General features: G+C 63.2%; 19 protein-coding genes and 1 pseudogene. 13 read left to right on the top strand and 7 right to left on the bottom strand.

Translation table 11 applies throughout. From position 1 onward, the window contains the following. Positions 1–51: 51 nt before the first annotated feature. From P3T16_RS03040 to polA, 3 genes are all read right to left on the bottom strand, one after another. Entirely contained in the window at positions 52–924 is an 873-nt protein-coding gene (locus tag P3T16_RS03040; RefSeq protein ID WP_429341122.1) for a dienelactone hydrolase family protein, read from the bottom strand. A 98-nt stretch (positions 925–1,022) separates the two neighbouring features. Further along, on the bottom strand, positions 1,023–2,372 hold the full coding sequence (locus P3T16_RS03035; protein WP_429341121.1) for an NAD(P)/FAD-dependent oxidoreductase: 1,350 nt from the start codon (positions 2,370–2,372) through the stop codon (positions 1,023–1,025). Between the two features lie 189 nt (positions 2,373–2,561). Beyond that, positions 2,562–5,345: a DNA polymerase I gene (gene polA / locus P3T16_RS03030; RefSeq protein WP_429341120.1), complete on the bottom strand. Its 2,784-nt coding sequence runs from the start codon at positions 5,343–5,345 to the stop codon at positions 2,562–2,564. Position 5,346: 1 nt separating this feature from the next. Here polA and P3T16_RS03025 point away from each other — a divergent pair, with 1 nt between their 5' ends. Beyond that, a complete protein-coding gene (locus P3T16_RS03025; RefSeq protein ID WP_429254161.1) occupies positions 5,347–6,090 on the top strand; it encodes a TIGR00730 family Rossman fold protein in 744 nt (247 codons plus the stop codon). 43 nt (positions 6,091–6,133) lie between these two features. Here the strand turns inward: P3T16_RS03025 and P3T16_RS03020 are convergent, their stop codons facing one another. Continuing rightward, on the bottom strand, positions 6,134–7,015 hold the full coding sequence (locus P3T16_RS03020) for a transcriptional regulator GcvA (protein ID WP_429341119.1): 882 nt from the start codon (positions 7,013–7,015) through the stop codon (positions 6,134–6,136). 100 nt (positions 7,016–7,115) lie between these two features. On the opposite strand from P3T16_RS03020, the gene P3T16_RS03015 reads away from it, so the two are divergent. Beyond that, positions 7,116–7,679, top strand: a complete 564-nt coding sequence (locus tag P3T16_RS03015; protein WP_429341118.1) for a chromate transporter — start codon at positions 7,116–7,118, stop codon at positions 7,677–7,679. Beyond that, positions 7,676–8,206 (top strand): chromate transporter, encoded by a 531-nt coding sequence (locus P3T16_RS03010; RefSeq protein WP_429341117.1) that lies wholly within the window; start codon positions 7,676–7,678, stop codon positions 8,204–8,206. Before P3T16_RS03015 ends, P3T16_RS03010 begins: the two co-directional genes overlap by 4 nt. A 30-nt stretch (positions 8,207–8,236) precedes the next feature. Here the strand turns inward: P3T16_RS03010 and P3T16_RS03005 are convergent, their stop codons facing one another. Next, positions 8,237–9,763 carry an AMP nucleosidase gene (locus tag P3T16_RS03005; protein WP_429341116.1) on the bottom strand — a complete coding sequence of 509 codons (1,527 nt, stop codon included), beginning with the start codon at positions 9,761–9,763 and terminating at the stop codon, positions 8,237–8,239. Between the two features lie 186 nt (positions 9,764–9,949). On the opposite strand from P3T16_RS03005, the gene P3T16_RS03000 reads away from it, so the two are divergent. The 6 genes and pseudogenes from P3T16_RS03000 to P3T16_RS02975 form a co-directional block, all read left to right on the top strand. Next, a complete protein-coding gene (locus tag P3T16_RS03000) occupies positions 9,950–10,345 on the top strand; it encodes a hypothetical protein (RefSeq protein WP_429254156.1) in 396 nt (131 codons plus the stop codon). 143 nt (positions 10,346–10,488) lie between these two features. Beyond that, complete coding sequence (locus tag P3T16_RS02995) at positions 10,489–11,484, top strand: homoserine kinase (protein ID WP_429341115.1); 996 nt, start codon at positions 10,489–10,491, stop codon at positions 11,482–11,484. Further along, complete coding sequence (locus P3T16_RS02990) at positions 11,475–12,281, top strand: BPSS1780 family membrane protein (RefSeq protein WP_429254154.1); 807 nt, start codon at positions 11,475–11,477, stop codon at positions 12,279–12,281. Before P3T16_RS02995 ends, P3T16_RS02990 begins: the two co-directional genes overlap by 10 nt. 211 nt (positions 12,282–12,492) lie before the next feature. Next, on the top strand, positions 12,493–12,945 hold the full coding sequence (locus tag P3T16_RS02985; RefSeq protein ID WP_429254153.1) for a MarR family winged helix-turn-helix transcriptional regulator: 453 nt from the start codon (positions 12,493–12,495) through the stop codon (positions 12,943–12,945). Positions 12,946–13,081: 136 nt separating this feature from the next. Continuing rightward, the gene (locus P3T16_RS02980) at positions 13,082–13,501 is read left to right on the top strand and encodes an organic hydroperoxide resistance protein (RefSeq protein ID WP_429254152.1); all 420 of its coding nucleotides are present in this window, start codon (positions 13,082–13,084) and stop codon (positions 13,499–13,501) included. A 213-nt stretch (positions 13,502–13,714) separates the two neighbouring features. Next, positions 13,715–14,098: pseudogene (locus P3T16_RS02975) on the top strand (FAD-binding domain-containing protein); the annotation flags it as partial. 68 nt (positions 14,099–14,166) lie between these two features. Here the strand turns inward: P3T16_RS02975 and P3T16_RS02970 are convergent. Both P3T16_RS02970 and P3T16_RS02965 read right to left on the bottom strand, forming a co-directional pair. Next, positions 14,167–14,343 (bottom strand): DUF3563 family protein, encoded by a 177-nt coding sequence (locus tag P3T16_RS02970; protein WP_429254151.1) that lies wholly within the window; start codon positions 14,341–14,343, stop codon positions 14,167–14,169. Between the two features lie 107 nt (positions 14,344–14,450). Beyond that, positions 14,451–15,617: an extracellular catalytic domain type 1 short-chain-length polyhydroxyalkanoate depolymerase gene (locus tag P3T16_RS02965; protein ID WP_429341114.1), complete on the bottom strand. Its 1,167-nt coding sequence runs from the start codon at positions 15,615–15,617 to the stop codon at positions 14,451–14,453. Between the two features lie 295 nt (positions 15,618–15,912). Between P3T16_RS02965 and P3T16_RS02960 the strand changes: the two genes are divergently transcribed. From P3T16_RS02960 to P3T16_RS02945, 4 genes are all read left to right on the top strand, one after another. Beyond that, a complete protein-coding gene (locus P3T16_RS02960) occupies positions 15,913–16,611 on the top strand; it encodes a phosphatase PAP2 family protein (protein ID WP_429341113.1) in 699 nt (232 codons plus the stop codon). A 127-nt stretch (positions 16,612–16,738) separates the two neighbouring features. Continuing rightward, positions 16,739–17,515 carry a molybdate ABC transporter substrate-binding protein gene (gene modA, locus P3T16_RS02955; RefSeq protein WP_429341112.1) on the top strand — a complete coding sequence of 259 codons (777 nt, stop codon included), beginning with the start codon at positions 16,739–16,741 and terminating at the stop codon, positions 17,513–17,515. Between the two features lie 40 nt (positions 17,516–17,555). Further along, a complete protein-coding gene (gene modB / locus P3T16_RS02950; protein ID WP_429254147.1) occupies positions 17,556–18,230 on the top strand; it encodes a molybdate ABC transporter permease subunit in 675 nt (224 codons plus the stop codon). 1 nt (position 18,231) lies between these two features. After that, the gene (locus P3T16_RS02945; RefSeq protein WP_429254146.1) at positions 18,232–18,933 is read left to right on the top strand and encodes an ATP-binding cassette domain-containing protein; all 702 of its coding nucleotides are present in this window, start codon (positions 18,232–18,234) and stop codon (positions 18,931–18,933) included. Positions 18,934–18,939: the final 6 nt, after the last annotated feature.

Raw genomic sequence — 18,939 nt, 5'->3', positions numbered from 1 at the left:
CAGGGACCAATGTCACTGAAACAAGTGTGCTTCGGGCGCAATGTGCGCAGTTCAAGCGACGCCATGCTGCCTGAACCACGCCTGCGCACGACGCCAGCCGTCCTCGGCATCGGCCTTGCGATAACTCGGACGATAATCAGCAAAGAACGCATGCCCCGCATCGTCGTACACGACGAACTGCGAGCCACTCGCTGGCGGCGGATCCTGCGCGATTGCCTGCTTCATTTGCTCAAGTGTGTCCTGCGGGATGCCCTGATCCTGCAGCCCGTACAGGCCCAACACCGGCACGCGCAGATTGCCTGCCAGATCGAGCGGATTTGCCGGCGTCATCTGCGTCTTCTCGCCGGCCACACGCCCATACCAGGAAACCGCCGCCTTCACGTGAGGATTGTGCTCAGCGTACAGCCACGCAATCCGGCCGCCCCAGCAGAATCCGTTGATGCCCACCCGCTTCAGATCGCCGCCATGCTCGCCCGCCCAGGCGAGCGTTGCATCGAGATCGCCCATCACCTGATCGTCCGGCACCTTCGACAGAAGCTGATCGCTCAGTTGCTGGATCGTCGGATAGGCCATCGGATCGCCCTGGCGCGTGAACAGATCGGGCGCGATCGCCAGATAACCGAGTTTGGCAAAGCGCCGGCAGACATCGGCGATATGTTCGTGCACGCCGAACGCCTCATGGATGACGATGATCACCGGCAGATGCGTCTTGCCCTTAGGCTGCGCGCGGTACGCCGGCACCAGCGTGTCGCCGGACCGCACGCCGATCTCGCCGGCTTCGAGCCCTTCTGTATCGGTGTGGATGGTCTGAGCGGAGACCGGCAGCACGGCGGCCGCGAAACCCGTGCCGAGCGCGGCCTTGATGAACGTGCGGCGATTGAAGGGAACGTGAGGCACCAGACTGTCGACATCGGGGTTCAGCATACGGGCTCCTTGTGACCGGCGAGGTGGAGGCGACAGGATACAACTGCCGACCACCCCGCTGCAGAAGCCCGCGAACCCGTCGTAAAGCTCGACGATGCTCAGTGAAGCTTGACGCGCGGCAACGTCGAGCGACGCAGCCAGTGTGCGAACGTATCGAGCACCATCCGCGGATAGCCGTGAAGCGCGGCAATATGCAGACGATACAGCGACATGTACATGAATCGCGCGAACAGTCCTTCGATCAGCATGTTGCCGCCGATCACGCCGCCCATCAGGTTGCCGACAGCGCTGAAGTGCCCCAGCGACACCAGCGAGCCGAAGTCGCGATAGGTAAATTCAGGCAGCGGCCTGTTCTCGAGCCGCGCGGCAAACGACTTCATCAGAAAACTCGCCTGCTGGTGTGCCGCCTGCGCGCGCGGCGGCACATTGCGCTCGTTGCCAGGCCATACGCATGCTGCGCAATCGCCGAGCGCGAAGATGTTGTCGTCGATTTCGGTCTGCAGCGTACGGCGCACCGACAGCTGACCCAGTCGATTGACAGGCAGGCCATCGAGCTGGCCCAGGATTGCCGGCGCCTTGATGCCCGCGGCCCATACGGTCAGATCGGCGCGCACAGTCTTGCCGCTCGCCGTGCGCACGATGCCAGGCGCCACTTCCGCCACCGTCTCGCCGATCATTACCTTCACGCCAAGCTTGGTCAGCAGTTCGGCGGTCGCCGTCGAGACGCGCTCCTGCAACGCGGGCAGAATGCGCGGCCCTGCCTCGATCAGCACGATACCGACGTCGTGACGCGGGTCGAGCTTGTGCAGGCCATACGCGGACAGCACCTGCGCCGTATTGCGCAATTCCGCCGACAATTCGACGCCCGTCGCGCCACCGCCGACAATCGCCACCTGAATGCGCGGTTCCGTCGAAGGCGATGTGCCGGGCCCGGATTCGACGCACTCATGCGCCTGGTGCTCCGCACGCATGCACGCCGCGATCAGACGTTTGCGAAAGCGCTCGGCCTGGCTGACGGTATCGAGCGCGATCGAATACTCAGGCGCACCCGTGACGCCGAAGAAAGCCGTCGTACTGCCGATCGCGATGATCAGCGTGTCGTATTCGAGGTCGCGTTGGGGAAGAAGCTCAGCGCCGTCGTCGTCCGCGACGGCTGAGAGTGTGATGCGCTTTGCCGTCCGGTCGAGCCCGGCCAGTTCGCCCTGCTGGAACTCGAAGCCGTGCCAGCGCGCCTGCGCCGCGTATTCGAGTTCCTGCGTGAACGGATCCATGCTGCCGGCCGCCACTTCATGCAATAGTGGCTTCCAGATGTGAGTCGGATAGCGGTCGACCAGCGTCACCTGCGCTTTCGCCGCGCTCTTCTTGCTATTCGAAGCGTAGCGATCACCAAGACGTGTCGCCAGCTCCAGACCGCCTGCCCCGCCACCAACGATAATGAAACGATGCATCGAGACTCTCCGTGCTTACCGGGGGTTGTGCGTCAGGGGACGGCGCAGGTCGCGTATGAATACGCCATCCGCCACCGGCCGTCCTTTAACGATTGTCTGCGAGCAACGCGCTTTGTCACAAGCCATCAAATCACATGTGTGTCATGTGCGCGACGATATCGTGCCGCGTCGGCACCGGTCAGCGCTTCATCAATGCGCCTCTTCCCAGTTCGCGCCCGCGCCGACTTCCGCGACGAGCGGCACCTTCAGCTGGGCCACGCCGCACATGAGCTCAGGCAAACGCTTGCGCACCTCGGACAGTTCGCTGTCTGGCACTTCGAGGATCAGTTCATCGTGGACCTGCATGATCATGCGCGTGCCGATCTTCGAATCTTCGATCCAGTTCTGCACAGCGATCATCGACAGCTTGATCAGGTCAGCCGCCGTGCCCTGCATCGGCGCATTAATCGCGGCGCGTTCCGCCGCCTGGCGACGCGGACCATTGCCACCATTGATCTCAGGCAGCCACAGACGCCGGCCGAACACCGTTTCGACGTAACCCTTCGACTTGGCGCTCAGGCGTGTTTCGTCCATATAGCGCGCGACACCCGGATAGCGCTGGAAATAGCGGTCGATATACAGCTTCGCCGCATCACGCGTGATGCCGAGGTTCGACGCAAGACCGAACGAGCTCATCCCGTAGATCAGACCGAAGTTGATCACCTTCGCGATCCGCCGCTGGTCGTTCGACACTTCGATCGGCGTCACCGTGAACACTTCGGCAGCCGTTGCGCGGTGGATGTCTTCGCCCTGCGCGAATGCGCGCAGCAACGATTCGTCGCCCGAGATGTGCGCCATGATGCGCAGCTCGATCTGCGAATAATCCGCCGACACGAGCTTGTGTCCCGGCTTCGCAATAAACGCTTCGCGGATGCGCCGCCCTTCGGTCGTGCGCACGGGAATGTTCTGCAGGTTCGGATCGTTCGACGCCAGCCGCCCCGTCACTGCGACGGCCTGCGCATAGTTCGTATGCACGCGGCCGGTCTCTACGTTCACCATGCGCGGCAGCTTGTCGGTATAGGTCGACTTCAGCTTCGACAGCCCGCGATGTTCGAGCAGGATCTTCGGCAACGGATAGTCTTCGGCGAGCTTCTGCAGCACGTCTTCATCGGTTGAAGGTGCGCCGCTCGGCGTTTTCTTGACGACCGGCAGTTCGAGCTTCTCGAAGAAAATCTGGCCGATCTGTTTCGGCGAGCCAAGATTGAATTCGCCGCCGGCCAGCACATACGCTTCAGTTTCGAGCTCGACCAGACGCGTCGCGATCTGGGCGCTTTGAATACGCAGCTTTTCGGCGTCGATCAGCACGCCCGTGCGCTCCATCTTGCGCAATACACGTGCGGTCGGCAGCTCGATCGCGCGATAGACGTGATCGAGGTCTTTCTCCGCCGCGATCTGCGGATACAGCGTCTGATGCAGACGCAACGTGATATCGGCGTCTTCGGCTGCGTATTCGGCGGCCTGTTCGAGCGCGACTTCGTCGAAGCCGATCTGGCCTGCGCCCTTGCCCGCGACATCTTCATACTTGATCGTCTTCAGACCGAGATGACGCAGCGCGAGGTTATCCATGTCATGCGGACGATGCGACTCCAGCACATACGACTGCAGCAGCGTGTCGTGCTCGATGCCGTTCATCTCGATGCCGTAATTCGCGAACACCTGTTCGTCGTACTTCAGATGCTGGCCGACCTTCATTTTGTCAGCGCTTTCGAGCCACGGCTTGAGTTTTGCGAGTACTTCATCGCGCGGCAGCTGCATGGGCGCATCCGGCCCGCGATGTGCTACCGGAATGTACGCGGCCTTGCCCGGCTCAACGGCAATCGACAAACCAACCAGTTGCGCCGTCATCGGATCGAGCGACGTGGTTTCCGTATCCAACGCGGTGATCTCCGCGGCATTGATCTTTGCGAGCCACGCGTCGAACTGCTCCCACGTTTGCACGGTAGCGTATTCGCGCTCGCCCGGACCTTCGATGGTCGGTGCGGGCGGCGCATCGGTCTCAGGCCCTTCAACCGCATCGGCGATTTCCACTTCGCGCAGCCACGTCTTGAAGCCGTGACGCGTGAACACGTTGCGCAGTTCCTCGCGTGATTCCGGGCGCGCAGGCAGCGTTTCCGCGATCGACACGACGTGGTCTGCCAGGTCGCAATTCGTGTCGACGGTGACGAGCTTTTTCGCCATCGGCAGAAAATCGAGCGCCCGTCGCAGATTGTCTCCTACCGCACCTTTGATTTCGTCCGCGTGTGCGACGATGCCATCGAGCGTTTCGTATTGCGTGAGCCATTTGATGGCCGTCTTCGGACCGCACTTCTCGACGCCAGGCACGTTATCGACGGTATCGCCGATCAACGACAGATAATCGACGATCCGCTCCGGCGGCACGCCAAATTTGGCGATCACCCCGGCACGGTCGAGCGTTTCGTTCGTCATCGTGTTGATGAGGGTGACATGATCCGTCACGAGCTGCGCCAGGTCTTTATCTCCCGTCGACACGATCACGTTCATACCGTGTTTTTCAGCGGCGCAGCAGAGCGTGCCGATGACATCGTCGGCTTCGACGCCGTCGATCATCAGCAACGGCCAGCCGAGCGCGCGCACGGCGACGTGAATCGGCTCGATCTGCTTCGACAGATCATCGGGCATCGAGGGCCGGTTCGCCTTGTAGTCCGGATACCAGTCGTCGCGAAACGTTTTGCCCTTGGCATCGAACACGCACGCGCTATACTCTGCCGTAACTTCCTTGCGCATGCGGCGAAGCATGTTGACCATTCCGTAGAGCGCACCCGTGGGCCCGCCGTCGGGGCCGCGCAGATCAGGCATCGCATGGTAGGCGCGGTACAGATAACTCGAACCGTCCACCAGTAGAAGGGTCTTACCTTCCAGCCCAGTTCCCGGCTTGGTTTTCAGATCAGTTTCCAGGACTCGTTCTTCAGGCATTATGAACAAAAGAAAGTTGATTCCGAGTCTGCGATCACTCGCAGATCAAGAGCGCGCGACAGCCAAGAAGGCCCGCGCATCGTGGCAGATGTTCACGATTATGGCAGAGTTTATCGAGGCGACCGAGTACCTCTCGGAGATCCGCCCGGCTGTGAGCATCTATGGCTCAGCGCGTCTGAAACCGAACTCGCCCTACTACAAACTCGCCACGCAGATCGCGCGCAGACTGTCCGACGCGGGCTTTGCTGTGATCTCCGGTGGCGGTCCCGGCATCATGGAAGCGGCCAATAAAGGCGCTCATGCAGGCAAGGCGCCTTCGGTCGGCCTGAACATCGAACTGCCGCACGAGCAATCGGGCAACCAGTGGCAGGACATCTCGCTGCGCTTCCGTCACTTCTTCACGCGCAAGGTCACGTTCGTGAAGAACTCGGATGCGGTGATCGTGATGCCGGGTGGCTTCGGCACACTCGACGAACTCGCCGAAGTGCTGACGCTCATCCAGACGAAGAAGTCGCGTCACGTGCCGATCATTCTCGTCGGCGGCGAATTCTGGAGCGGTCTGCTTGGGTGGTTCAAAGATTCGCTGGTGCCGATGGGTCTCATCAATCCCGACGACATGAACCTGATGCAGGTCATCGACGACCCGGAACAGGTGCTCGAAGCCGTGCTCGCGTTCTATGAAGATCGCGACGAAGGCGAACAGCCGCCGGCGAAGTCGGACGAAGACCGGATGTTCTATCTCTGATGCTGGCGGGTGCTTAACGGGTGGCCACGTGCTGCCCGTTTTGTCATTCAGGCCGGGCCTGCGATTCGAGCCAGCGGCAAAACTGCGCGACAAGCGGCGCGTCAGCCACTTCGCGCCGCGCGACCCACCAGTAGCCACGCGCATCGATGCGCGGGCCGTCGAGCGGCACCACCAGGCGTCCTGAAGCGAGTTCCTCCGCCAGCAACGGCAACGGCCCGAGCGCCACGCCGAGACCATCCACTGCAGCCTGCAACGCAAGATAGAAGTGATCGAAAGACTGCTTCTTGCGGCACTTCGCCTTCACACCCGCTGCGGCAAGCCAGTTACGCCATGCATCCGGACGTGTGTCCGAATGCAGCAGCACGTGCTTCGCGAGATCGTCAGCGACGTTGATCGGCGAGCGCTGCAGCAGGGCGGGACTGCATACAGGTATCTCCGTCTCCTCAAGAAAATGGCCGCTTGCGCAGTTGGACCAGTGCGCAGGCCCGCGCCGCACAGCCACATCGAAGTTCTCGAGCGTTTCGACGGGTGCGTTCGAGGTGGCCAGCCGCAACTCCACGTTAGGCGCCATGCGCTGGAACTGGCTCAGGCGCGGCAGCAGCCATTTCATCGCGAACGTCGGCAACGCATTCACACGCAGCACATGCACTACACCCGTATCGCGAAGCTGTTCCGTCGCGATCGCGATGCTGTCGAACGCGGCCTGCACGGTGGCGAGGTAGCGGCGGCCGTCTTCGGTAAGCCGCACGCGCTTGCCGTTGCGATGAAACACCTGCACACCGACCCATGCTTCGAACGCCGCAACCTGACGGCTGATTGCACCGTGCGTCACATAGAGTTCGTCGGCGGCGGCCGTAAAGGTTTCGTGCCGTGCGGCGGCTTCAAAAGCGCGCAGCGCGGCAAAGGGAGGAAGTTCGCGAGCCATGCTTGTGATTCTAGATCACAAGGCGACGCCGCAAAAATCGTTTTGCGCAAAGGATGAAGCGCGCTAACCTCCACAGCTTCAGACCTCACCGCGATCGAACATGAATCACGACACTGCCGCCACAGCGCTGGCGCCAACGCCGGGCCTCGGCGACCTGTTTCGCGGCTTTCTCGGCCTCGGTCTGATCTCGTTTGGCGGCGCACTGCCGCATGCGCGACGCGCGCTCGTGGAACAGCGACGCTGGCTGACTTCTGCCGAATTCACCGATCTGCTGGGCCTCTGCCAGTTTCTGCCCGGCGGAAATGTCATTAACCTTTCAGTCGCGGTCGGCATGCGCTTTCGCGGCGTGTCCGGCGCGCTCGCCGCTGTGCTTGGCCTGATCGCAGGGCCATCGCTTATCGTCATCTCGCTCGGCGTGTTCTATGAACGCACGCAGAACGACCCACACGTACGGCACCTTTTCGCCGGACTCTCCGCTGCCGCAGCGGGTCTGCTCGTCGCGATGTCCGTGAAAATCATGCTGCCGCTGCGTCGCGACCCCGCTGCCGCGACCATTGCGGCGATCGGCTTCATTGCGATCGCGATCCTGCGTTTTCCATTGCTGCCGACGATGCTCGTTCTCACACCACTCAGCATTTTTGTCGCCGCGAGGGCCGCACGATGACCGATACCCTCATCTCACTCGCCGCGATTTTCAGCCAGCTGTCGCTGCTCGCGTTCGGCGGCGGCAACACGATTCTTCCTGAAATGCAGCGGCAGGTGGTCGATGTGCATCACTGGATGCCCGCCAGCGAATTCAGCGCATTGTTCGCGCTTGCGCAGGCCGCACCGGGTCCGAACCTGATGGTGGTGACGCTCGTCGGCTGGCATGTGGCAGGCTGGGCGGGAATGCTCGTGACATCGGTGGCGAAGTTCGGGCCGTCGTCGGTGGTGACGATTCTCGTGCTGCATGGATGGGAGCGTTTCAAGGACCGCCCGTGGCGCGCGATGGTGCAGAAGGCGCTCATACCTGTCACAGCGGGGATCGTCGCGGCGAGCGCCGTGCTGATCGCACAGGCGTCGGACACGACGTGGATCGCGTGGATCACTACCGGCGTGTGCGCCGCGCTCGCGTGGCGCACACGGATCCATCCGCTGTGGTTGCTAGCCGCCGGCAGCCTCATCGGCCTGACGGGATTCGGCCAGCTCTGATCCTCACGCAAAACTTTACGGAAACCCGCGTTACTGGAACGCGACCTCGGCGAAGCTGCGCAGCTTGCGGCTATGCAACCGATGCAACCCGTTGGTCCGCAGAATTTCCATCGCTTTCACGCCGATCTGCAAATGCTGGTCGACCTGCCCGCGATAGAACTGGTCCGCCATGCCGGGCAGCTTCAGTTCACCGTGTAGCGGCTTGTCCGACACGCACAGCAACGTGCCATACGGCACGCGGAAGCGGAAGCCGTTCGCCGCGATCGTCGCGCTTTCCATATCGAGCGCGACCGCGCGGCTTTGCGACAGCCGCTGCACCGGCTCGCGATGATCGCGCAGTTCCCAGTTGCGGTTGTCGACGCTCGCCACCGTGCCCGTACGCATCACGCGCTTGAGTTCGATGCCTTCGAGCTTCGTCACTTCGGCGACCGCGCGCTCCAGCGCAACCTGCACTTCCGCGAGCGCCGGAATCGGCACCCACAGCGGCAGATCGTCATCGAGTACGTGATCCTCGCGCACATAGCCGTGCGCGAGCACATAGTCGCCAAGCCGCTGCGTGTTACGCAGGCCAGCGCAGTGGCCGAGCATGATCCACGCGTGCGGACGGAGCACCGCGATGTGATCAGTGATCGTCTTCGCGTTCGACGGGCCGACGCCGATGTTGATCATCGTGATGCCGCTGCCGTCGGCGCGCTTCAGGTGATAGGCGGGCATCTGCGGCAGACGCGGCGGCGCAGTGCCTTCGTCCTGCTGCTCGCCAATATTCGCGTTGTACGTGACCACATCGCCTGGCTCGACAAACGACGTGTATTCGCTGCGATACGCGCGCAGATCTTCGTCATCGGTGTGCGCCATCATCGTGCGGCCGAGCTTCACGAACTCGTCGATATAGAACTGGTAGTTCGTATACAGCACGTAATTCTGCACGTGCGTGGGCGACGTCGCCGTGTAGTGCTTCAGCCGATGCAGCGAAAAATCGACGCGCGCCGCCGTGAACAGCGCAAGCGGATGCGGCTCGCCCGGCGGCGGTTCATACGTCCCGTTGACAATGCGATCGTCGAGCAGCGCGAGATCGGGCGTATCGAACACGTCGCGCATCGCGAGCAGACGGTCGCGGTCGAGATCGCCTTCCAGATGAATACCTTCCGCGAACGCGAAGTGAATCGGAATCGGATGCTGCGATACGCCGACTTCGATCGCGACATGATGGTTCTTCGTCAGCAGACGAAGCTGCTCACGATAGTAGTTGCCGAACAGGTCGGGCCGCGTCGCGGTTGTTTCGAACACGCCCGGGCCGGCGACAAAACCGTATGAGCGGCGCGAATCGACATGCGTGTTGACCTCGGTGCGGATGCGCACGAACGGATAGCACGCCCGCACGCGGCGTTCGAACGGCTCGTTGCGGCGGTAGCGCGCGAAGGCGTCGCGCAGGAACGAGGTGTTGGCTTCGTAAATGGCGGACAGACGCGTGACCGCCTCGGTGGCGTCTTCGAATGACTCGGTCGGGAAGTCGCTGGCGGGCGTCTGCACAGTGCGCGGGGTCGTGTCGTTGTTCATCTTCAATTGCCTCATTTGATGAGACGACATTACCACGGAAATAACGCATCCAGATGTGGCCACCCGCACGTGCGAAGGGCGTCGAAAAACCCGGCGAGTGTCGCGAAAGCAGCGCAAAATAAGGCGGTCACGCCCTTCTGGCAGGTCGGATTTGCTAGAATCGGGGCACCTACCCGGAGAATTACCATGAAGCCGCTCCTTCCCGTCGCCGTTGCGCTGACGCTCGCCTGTAGCGGCGTCGCGATGGCCGCGCAGCCCGCCGCCGACGCCCAGGCTGCCGCCGAGGCCCACGCCGCCAACGAACGGGCCGGCTTGCCGGATCTGGAGGCAATCAACCGTCCAGCCGCACAAGTCAGTTCCAAAGTGGAAATCAACCAGCCGCGTACGCCGAGTTTCTACGAGCGCAGCGGCAGCGGCACGGAAATCACCGAGTACCGTGACAAGGGCAAGCCAGTCGAGATCGACGTGCATTCGAACTTCGGCACGCGCTATCAGATGAGCGCGTCGCCCGACACGTCGCCGCAGGTGCGTGACAACGGTCGCGCCAGCACACGCCTGCCGTCGGTGAACCTGCATTACTGATCTTGCGCCGGCAGCGCGTGTGCGCTGCCTGCCCGCATCGCTGGCGCGCGCAGTGCTCGCCGGCTTTCGCCCTTGCCTGTCGCCGTTCCGAATGCACTGGCCGCACGCGTCAGTCCGACCAACCTGATTCCACCTTTTCCCGCATGGCCGTCTTCACCGCTGTCACCGACACCCAACTCGCTCACTGGCTGCGTCATTACGATCTCGGCGAAGTCGTCGATTTTCGCGGCATCCAGTCCGGCATCGAAAACAGCAACTTCTTTCTGACGACGACGCGCGGCGAATACGTCCTCACGATTTTCGAAAAGCTGACGGCTGAACAGCTGCCGTTCTATCTGGATCTGATGCGCCATCTGGCCGCGCACAAGGTGCCCGTGCCGGACCCGATGCCGCGCGACGACGGCGCGCTGTTCGGCCTGCTGCACGGCAAGCCCGCTGCAATCGTCACGCGTCTTGAAGGCGCGCCGGAACTCGCGCCGCGCGAAGAGCACTGCATCGAAGTCGGCCAGATGCTGGCGCGCATGCACCTCGCCGGACGCGCTTTCCCGAATCATCAACCGAACCTGCGCAGCCTCGCCTGGTGGCAGGAAACCGTGCCGGCGGTAGCGCCGTTCCTGAGCGGCGCACAACGCGACCTGTTGACCACGGAACTCGCGCATCAGCAGGCCTTCTTCGCCTCCGACGACTACGCCGCGCTGCCCGAAGGCCCGTGCCACTGCGACCTGTTCCGCGACAACGTCCTGTTCGCGCACGCGGCGCCGGAAAGCGGCCATGAAGTGCGCCTCGGCGGCTTTTTCGATTTCTACTTCGCCGGCTGCGACAAGTGGCTCTTCGACGTCGCCGTCACGGTGAACGACTGGTGCACTGATCTCACAACAGGCGCGCTCGACATGCCGCGCGTCGAGGCGATGCTGCGTGCCTACCAGACCGTGCGGCCGTTCACGGCGGAAGAGAACCGCCACTGGGATGACATGCTGCGCGCGGGCGCGTACCGTTTCTGGGTCTCGCGTCTTTATGACTTTTACATGCCCCGTGCGGCTGAAATGCTGAAGCCGCACGATCCAGGCCATTTCGAGCGCATCCTGCGCGAGCGCCTGTCTGGCGTTGCACTTCCTGGCATCCATACCTCATGCAACTGATCGAAGTTCCCGCGAAGGCCGGCTATGTCTGGTTCCGGCAGGGTATCTGGCTGTTCCGCAAGAATCCGCTCGCGTTCCTGACGCTGTTCTTCACCTATCTGCTCGCGATGATGCTGATCTCACAGATCCCCATCATCGGCGGGTTTCTGCCGCTCGCGGTCATTCCGGGTGTGGCCGTCGGCTTCATGGCGGCGTGCCGCGACACGATCGCCGGCAAGCCGGTCTTTCCGACGATCCTCGTCGACGGCTTCCGCTCGTATGGCGGCACGGCCGCGAAGCGGCTCGCCATGCTCGGCGTGCTGTATGTAGTGGCGATGGCGCTGGTACTCGCAGGTTCGGCGATCGCGGACGGCGGCATGCTGCTGAAAGTGATGCTTGGCGGTACCAGCATGGAACCGGAAGCGATGGTCAACAGCGACATTCCGCTCGCCGTCCTGACCGCTCTCGCGTTCTACATTCCGGTCGCGATGTTGTTCTGGTTCTCGCCGGTACTCATCACCTGGCACGAAGTGCCGCCCGCGAAGGCGATGTTTTTCAGCCTCGTGAGCTGCTGGCGCAATCGCGGCGCGTTCATCGTGTTTGGCGCGCTGTGGTTCGCGATGGCGATCACGATTTCGTTCGGGCTGTCCGCGCTGATGCAGGCGCTCGGCGCCGCCGAGTACGCGTTCGTCGTGCTGATGCCCGCGACGATCGTCGTCACGACGATGCTCTACTGCTCGTTCTACGCGACCTATCGCGGCTGCTTCGGCGTGCAGACGCCCGAAGCGCCGGACGCGCCCACTACGCCGGCAGCTTAAGCCTGTCGGCTTGCAGGATCCCGACGGGCAGCAGGCGTTCGCGCTGCTGTTCGTCCGTCAGCGCACCGGGCGTGTCAGCCAGCGTTGGAGGCTTGCGGTGCGCTTCGCCGCTGCCTGCCGGGCAGCATCAGCCTCTCGCAAGCCATTCGCGATTGGTGCACAATGATTTGCGCGCGATCCATTCGCGCGCACTTACTGGACGGTAAGCACCATGACCCAGCGCCCGGTTTTCCCCTTCACGCTCGACGAACAGCTTTGCTTCGCGCTCTACTCGACGTCGCTCGCGATGACGAAAGCGTACAAGCCCATCCTCGAAAAACTCGGGCTGACGTACCCGCAATATCTCGCGATGCTGGTGCTCTGGGAAGCGGACGACGTCACGGTCAAGGACATCGCAACCCGTCTCAATCTCGATTCGGCGACCGTCACGCCGCTGCTCAAACGCCTCGAAGCGCAAGGCTACGTCGAGCGGGAGCGCGGCGTCACGGACGAACGGCTCGTCTACATCCGGCTAACCAAAGCTGGAACCGCGCTCAAACGCGCCGCCCGTGAAGTGCCCGCCGAAATCTTCTGCGCGACCCAGCAGGCGCCCGAATTCCTCCTCAAATTGCGCGACGACCTGACGCGCCTGCGCACCACGCTCACCGACTACAACGAGAGCTAAAAGCCGGCGCCCCGCCGTCTATCGCCGGGATAGCCAAATTAGTTTGCACACTAATGATTAGTGCGATATCTTATCGACATGCCAGATCGATGGCGACCGCCACACCGCGTGGCACCCACTTTAAAGGAGCAACACAATGAGCATTCTTTACAAGGCAACGGCAACGAGCACCGGTGGACGTGATGGCCGCGCGGTATCGTCGGACAAGGTTCTCGACGTGAAGCTGGCCGCCCCGCGCGAACTCGGCGGCAACGGTGCGGAAGGCACTAATCCTGAGCAACTGTTCGCAGCCGGCTACTCGGCCTGTTTCCTGAGCGCGATGAAGTTCGTCGCCGGCCAGCGCAAGCAGGCGATCCCGGCGGATACGACCGTGACGGCAGAAGTGGGCGTCGGCCCGAATGACAACGGCGGCTTCGCACTCGATATCGAACTGCGCGTTTCGCTGCCGGGCCTCGCAACCGATGCCGCACGCGAACTCGTCGACGCCGCGCACCAGGTGTGCCCGTACTCGAACGCAACGCGCAACAACGTGGCTGTGCGCCTGCAGGTTGCCTGAGCGCAGTTGCGCGCGGGCTGCACGTAGAGCACGACGCGCTTCGCCGGCGCGGCGCCTAAGGGCGTCGTTGACCGGCCGCGCGTCGTTTGCATTGATGCGCTTCCGCGCGTTGTTTGACTTCGATGGTATCGTCGGCAGGTCATACGCCCGCTATGTCGCGTGCGCTGTCACCCCACAATGAACTGCTAATGACGCGTGTTTATCGCATCGACGGTGACGGCGCGCTTTCTCGTCAAGGATGTGGGTATCGACTGGCGTTGGGGAGAACGCTACTTCGCCGTTCTGCTGAACGACTTCGATTTTTCGGCGAATAACGGGGGATGGCAGTGGGCGGCATCGACAGGATGCGACGCGCAACCGTGGTTTCGGATCTTCAATCCGGTCACGCAGCCGGGAAAATTCGACCCGCAGGGCCGTTTCATCAAGCGCTATCTGCCGCAACTGTCCGGAGTGCCATCGGAATGGATCCACGCGCCATGGCTGGCGGGAGCCGAACAGTTGCAAAAATGGGGGGTGACGTTGGGGAAAGACTATCCGTCACCGGCGGTCGACCATGCCGAAGCGCGTCAGCACACACTGGCCCGCTTCGGAAAGTGACCTGCTACTACGGTGTTGCGGTGCTACGGTGATGCTTTACTTCGGTACGACGGCACTGAAGCGGATGCTTAGTGCTGGCTCATCCACGACGGCTGACGACGATTCGCTTCGCGATCCAGCTTGCGCATACGGAATTCGAGGTCATGCAGATCGGTGGCTTCCGACAGGTACGCGTCGCTATATTCCTTGGCGATCTGGTCGGGCGATTTCGTGAGGAACAGGAACAGGCGGGTCAGCAGATACATGGTCAACTCCGAAGATGATCTAGGGTTTATTCCTAGTGGATAACCCTTATTATAGGGAAAACCCTGATCGAACGCCATGTTTACCTGCTGCGACCGTTGGACGCGCGCTACGCCTGCCGCGCAGCCGCCGCACTAATAGCGGCGCGGGACGGCACAGCTTCGGCCGCGCGACGCTGATAGCGGAAAAATTCCCACATCAGCGCACATGCATCCGGCCCTTTGGATGAATGGAATGGCACGGCATCATCGCCGCCGCTCCAGGCGTGGCCCAGCCCGTGCACGCGACACAGACGCACCACGCGTCGGCCGCTCTTGATGTAATCGCGCGTCACGACGCCGGCCTTGCGCTCTTCGCGCACCTCGCCGCTGCGCCGCTCGCCGTTCACGTCGAGTACGCCATTCAGGCGCGCGAACTGGACCGCCAGCTGCTCGGCGTTTTCCGGCGCGACGACGTTGTCCGAATCGCCGTGCATGATGATCGCCGGCATGCCGGGATAGGCATCGACGTCGACGGCAGCGTCGATCAGTGTGACCGGATCCTGGCGCGTTCCGCGCCGCATCACGTCCATCGCGGTAATGCCTGAATGGGCTTCGCCCATCGCCGGACCAGAGTGGAGCGCCACCGCCGCAAACTTTTCCGGATATTCGACAGCCAGCAGTGAAGCGAGCCCGGCGCCCGCGGACAACCCCGCGACGTACACCCGCTCGCCATCAAAACGGTAGGTTTCCACCAGCGAATCGACCAGCGACACCACCGCGCGCGCCTCCGCGCCGCCCGCATGCTCGCTCGCGTCGTACCAGTGCCAGCAGCGATGCGCGTGAACGTGCTTCGACTGTTCAGGGTAGACAACTGCAAAACCGAAGCGGTCGGCGAGCAGGTTCATGCGCGTCCCTTCGGCGAATTCGTCGACCGACTGTGTGCAGCCGTGCAGCATCACCACGAGCGGCAGCCCTTTGAGCGCGCGCCCGGGCGGGACATACAAACCATACGACAGGTGATTGACGAGGCGCCCAGGCGCGACGGGCGCGGAATGGAATGAGCGCGTCCAGTCGCCGCTCGCCCATGCGGCGGCGCGCGGCCGCACTCGCGACTCGCGGGCTCCGGCGTGCGGCAAGTCGCGGGTTTTGACCGTGCGTAATTTGGCGGGCGGTTTCGCTACCGGACGCGCCGGCCGTGCTGCAGTGCGCTTGAGGGATTCCTGGGTTTGCTTCGTTTGGGCGGCCAGCAGGCGCTTGAGACCGCCCAGCCAGAGTTTCGACAGACTTTTTGCCATCGGATAAACCTCGCAAAAAGGGACCGTTCCGGGCCAGAATGGGTGGATTGTTGTGCAATGCACAATAACACCAATTCCCATAAGATGCTGACTGCATGCCAAACCCGCGTCTGGTCCTCTGCCGATCGCGAGCGTCGTATGCCGCGTCCGCATCGCCCGTACTCACTTTATACTGGCGGCTGTCGGCCAGCACGCTAAGCCCGCTTGTTGCATTTGTCTGTCAGGCAGCACACGCTCGCGTTTAATCACCCTCATTTTTGCCGGATTCTCCGTGGCCGCTGCCGCGGCTGCTGCCATGCCTGATCTGCCTCTTCACCTGTGGTACGCGATTACCAGCCTCGGCGGTGCCGGCCTCACGCTGCCGCTCGCAATCGCCATCGCGCTGTGGCTGGCGATCGGCTACACCTGGCGGATGGCGGCACTGTGGTTGGGGTTGCTCGGCGCGGCGATTTGCGTCGTCACGATCACCAAGCTCGCGTTTCTGGGCTGGGGCGTCGGGGTGCGCGTACTGGATTTCACCGGCGTAAGCGGCCACGCGATGCTGTCGACGGCCGTTTATCCCGTCGCCCTGTTCCTGATGCTGCTGCCTGCGCGCAGGTCGATCCGCATTGCCGGCGTGCTGCTCGGACTCGTCGCGGGTATCGCGGTCGGGCTGTCGCGGGTGGTGCTCGAGGCGCATTCGCCGTCTGAAGCCGTCACGGGCTGTCTCGTCGGCGCGGGTGCCGCGTTACTGTTCGTGCGCGCCGCCTGGCATGCGCGCCCCGGCCAGCTGTCGGCGGCGGCGGTGGCGCTCAGCCTCGTCGCCCTGACAGTTACGTTGCACGACGTGCGCGTGCCGACGCAGCGCTGGGTTACCCATATCGCGCTCAAAGTGTCGGGCCACGACCGGCCATTCGTTCGCGCGCGCTGGAAGGCCAGCCACGACCGGCCGCCCGCGCCCGTGTCACGTACGCGCGACACCCTTCTCCCTCCTCCTGCCGCAACCGACGCGTAACACCGGGTAACAACGCATGAGGCTCATGCTGCCCTCAATATGTCCAGCATCCCCACCGTTATAACCGCAGCTATATTACGATAGCGCTTTTCAACGCTCGTCCGGCTCTCACCGGATTACTGAACTCATGTCGATTTCCCTTCGCCGTCTGCTGAAGCACGCGCTTGTCACCGCGAGCGCCGTTTCCATCGCGATCTGCGCCGACGCCCGTGCCGACGAGCTTGTGGTATCGGCGGCGGCAAGTTTGACCAACGCGTTCAAGGCTGTCGGCGAGGCGTTCGAGAAGCAGCATCCGGGCACGAAAGTGCTGATGAACTTCGGCGCATCGGATGTGTTGATGCAACAGATCGTGAAGGGCGCGCCCGCCGATGTGTTCGCCTCAGCGGACCAGAAAGCGATGGACAAGGCCACGGAGCAGAAGGTCGTCGTGCCGGCGACGCGCCAGGATTTCGCGGCGAACTCGCTCGTGCTGATCGTGCCGTCGGACAGCAGGTTCACGCCCGCGAACCTGCGTGACCTGACGACCGCCGAAGTCAAGCGCATCGCCTACGGCGATCCAGCTTCGGTGCCGGTCGGCCGCTACACGGAAGGTGCGCTGAAAAGCGCCGGCGTGTGGGACGCCGTCAGCGCGAAGAGCGTGCTCGCGTCGAACGTGCGTCAAAGCCTGGATTACGTGGCGCGCGGCGAAGTCGACGCCGGCTTCGTGTTCGGCACCGACGCGGCGGTCATGCCCGACCGCGTGAAAGTCGCGCTGACCGTGCCGACGCAGACGCCGGTCACCTATCCGATCGCGCTTGTCGAAGGCAGCCATCACGCGGCCGAGGCGCAGGCGTTCATCGCCTACGTACTGTCGCCGGACGGCCAGGCCGTGCTCGCGAAGTACGGTTTCAAGCCGGCGCACTGACACTGGCGCCCGCAACCGCTCGCAACGGAAACCGCCCAACATGCAACAAGCCTGGATTCCGCTTCTGCTCTCGCTGAAAGTCGCAGGCTGGGCGACCGCGCTCAACCTCGTGTTCGGCGTCGCGACCGGCTTCGGGCTGTCGCGCTGGCGCTCGGCCGCGCGCGATGTCGTCGATTCGCTGCTGACGCTGCCGCTCGTGTTGCCACCGACTGTGCTCGGCTATTACCTGCTCGTCGTGCTGGGCCGGCGCGGCACGATCGGCGGCTGGCTCGACAGCATCGGCATCCAGCTCGTGTTCACGTGGCAGGGCGCGGTGATCGCGTCGATGATCGTCGCGTTTCCGCTCGTGCTGAAGTCGGCGCGCGCCGCGTTCGAATCCGTCGATCCACAGCTCGAACGTGCCGCGCGCACGCTCGGCGTCAGCGAAGCCGCGATCTTCTTTCGCGTGACGTTGCCGCTGGCTACGCGCGGCATTCTTGCGGGCACGCTGCTCGCGTTCGCGCGCGCGCTTGGCGAATTCGGTGCGACGCTGATGATCGCCGGGAATCTGCCCGGCCGCACGCAGACGCTTTCGGTGGCCGTGTACGCCGCCGTGCAGGCCGGCGACGACAGCACCGCCAACTTCCTCGTGCTGGTGACGTCGGTGACGTGCGTCGTGATCCTGCTGCTCGCGGGCCGGCTCGTGCCGCAACATACGCTTTTGACCTCCCGCTGACATGACGCTCTCCGTCGACATCCGCCAGACTTTCGTGACCGCCGAGCGCCGGTTCACCCTCGACGTCAAGTTCGAGACGACGAACCAGCGCGTCGTGCTGTTCGGTCCGTCGGGCGCAGGCAAGAGTCTCACGCTGCAGGCGATCGCGGGCCTTCAGCATCCCGACGAAGGCGCGATCATGCTTGATGGCGCGCCGCTCTTCGACAGCGCGCGCGGCATCGATCTGAGGCCGCAGTCACGAAAGGTCGCTTATCTGTTTCAGGACTACGCGCTGTTTCCGCATCTGAATGTCCGGCAGAACATCGCGTTCGGGCTGCACCCGGGCTGGCTCAATCCGCGTGCGCGCGTCCACCACCCGGACGTCGATTACTGGCTGAAAGCGCTCGATCTTGGCGGCGTCGCGGGCAATCATCCGGCGCAGCTTTCCGGCGGACAGAAGCAGCGTGTCGCGCTGGCGCGCGCGCTGGTTGCGCATCCGCAACTGCTGCTGCTCGACGAGCCGTTCTCCGCGCTCGATTACGCACTGCGACAACGCATGCGAAGCGAGCTATCGGACCTGCAGACGCGGCTCGACATTCCGATGCTGCTGATCACGCACGACCCCGACGATGTCGCCGCGTTTGGCGACCAGGTCGTGCACATCGTCGACGGCCGCGTGCAGCCGCACGCCGCGTTCGCGGGCTACGCGCGCAGCGTGTATTGATGCTGA

This window comes from Paraburkholderia sp. GAS42 (assembly GCF_050436565.1).
Classification (GTDB): domain Bacteria; phylum Pseudomonadota; class Gammaproteobacteria; order Burkholderiales; family Burkholderiaceae; genus Paraburkholderia.
Note: the sequence above shows the minus strand (reverse complement) of the source record. Positions and strands in the feature narration are given on the sequence as shown.

Bases quoted from the DNA above. Each gene is read 5' to 3' on its own strand.
- P3T16_RS03005 (WP_429341116.1), bottom strand. From the start codon at position 9,763: ATGAACAACGACACGACCCCGCGCACTGTGCAGACGCCCGCCAGCGAC.
- P3T16_RS02985 (WP_429254153.1), top strand. From the start codon at position 12,493: ATGACCCAGCGCCCGGTTTTCCCCTTCACGCTCGACGAACAGCTTTGC.
- modA (WP_429341112.1), top strand. From the start codon at position 16,739: ATGTCGATTTCCCTTCGCCGTCTGCTGAAGCACGCGCTTGTCACCGCG.
- P3T16_RS02945 (WP_429254146.1), top strand. From the start codon at position 18,232: ATGACGCTCTCCGTCGACATCCGCCAGACTTTCGTGACCGCCGAGCGC.
- modB (WP_429254147.1), top strand. From the start codon at position 17,556: ATGCAACAAGCCTGGATTCCGCTTCTGCTCTCGCTGAAAGTCGCAGGC.
- P3T16_RS02980 (WP_429254152.1), top strand. From the start codon at position 13,082: ATGAGCATTCTTTACAAGGCAACGGCAACGAGCACCGGTGGACGTGAT.
- P3T16_RS03020 (WP_429341119.1), bottom strand. From the start codon at position 7,015: ATGGCTCGCGAACTTCCTCCCTTTGCCGCGCTGCGCGCTTTTGAAGCC.
- P3T16_RS02965 (WP_429341114.1), bottom strand. From the start codon at position 15,617: ATGGCAAAAAGTCTGTCGAAACTCTGGCTGGGCGGTCTCAAGCGCCTG.
- P3T16_RS03015 (WP_429341118.1), top strand. From the start codon at position 7,116: ATGAATCACGACACTGCCGCCACAGCGCTGGCGCCAACGCCGGGCCTC.
- P3T16_RS02995 (WP_429341115.1), top strand. From the start codon at position 10,489: ATGGCCGTCTTCACCGCTGTCACCGACACCCAACTCGCTCACTGGCTG.
- P3T16_RS03035 (WP_429341121.1), bottom strand. From the start codon at position 2,372: ATGCATCGTTTCATTATCGTTGGTGGCGGGGCAGGCGGTCTGGAGCTG.
- P3T16_RS03025 (WP_429254161.1), top strand. From the start codon at position 5,347: ATGAACAAAAGAAAGTTGATTCCGAGTCTGCGATCACTCGCAGATCAA.
- P3T16_RS02960 (WP_429341113.1), top strand. From the start codon at position 15,913: ATGCCTGATCTGCCTCTTCACCTGTGGTACGCGATTACCAGCCTCGGC.
- P3T16_RS03040 (WP_429341122.1), bottom strand. From the start codon at position 924: ATGCTGAACCCCGATGTCGACAGTCTGGTGCCTCACGTTCCCTTCAAT.
- polA (WP_429341120.1), bottom strand. From the start codon at position 5,345: ATGCCTGAAGAACGAGTCCTGGAAACTGATCTGAAAACCAAGCCGGGA.
- P3T16_RS03000 (WP_429254156.1), top strand. From the start codon at position 9,950: ATGAAGCCGCTCCTTCCCGTCGCCGTTGCGCTGACGCTCGCCTGTAGC.
- P3T16_RS02990 (WP_429254154.1), top strand. From the start codon at position 11,475: ATGCAACTGATCGAAGTTCCCGCGAAGGCCGGCTATGTCTGGTTCCGG.
- P3T16_RS03010 (WP_429341117.1), top strand. From the start codon at position 7,676: ATGACCGATACCCTCATCTCACTCGCCGCGATTTTCAGCCAGCTGTCG.
- P3T16_RS02970 (WP_429254151.1), bottom strand. From the start codon at position 14,343: ATGTATCTGCTGACCCGCCTGTTCCTGTTCCTCACGAAATCGCCCGAC.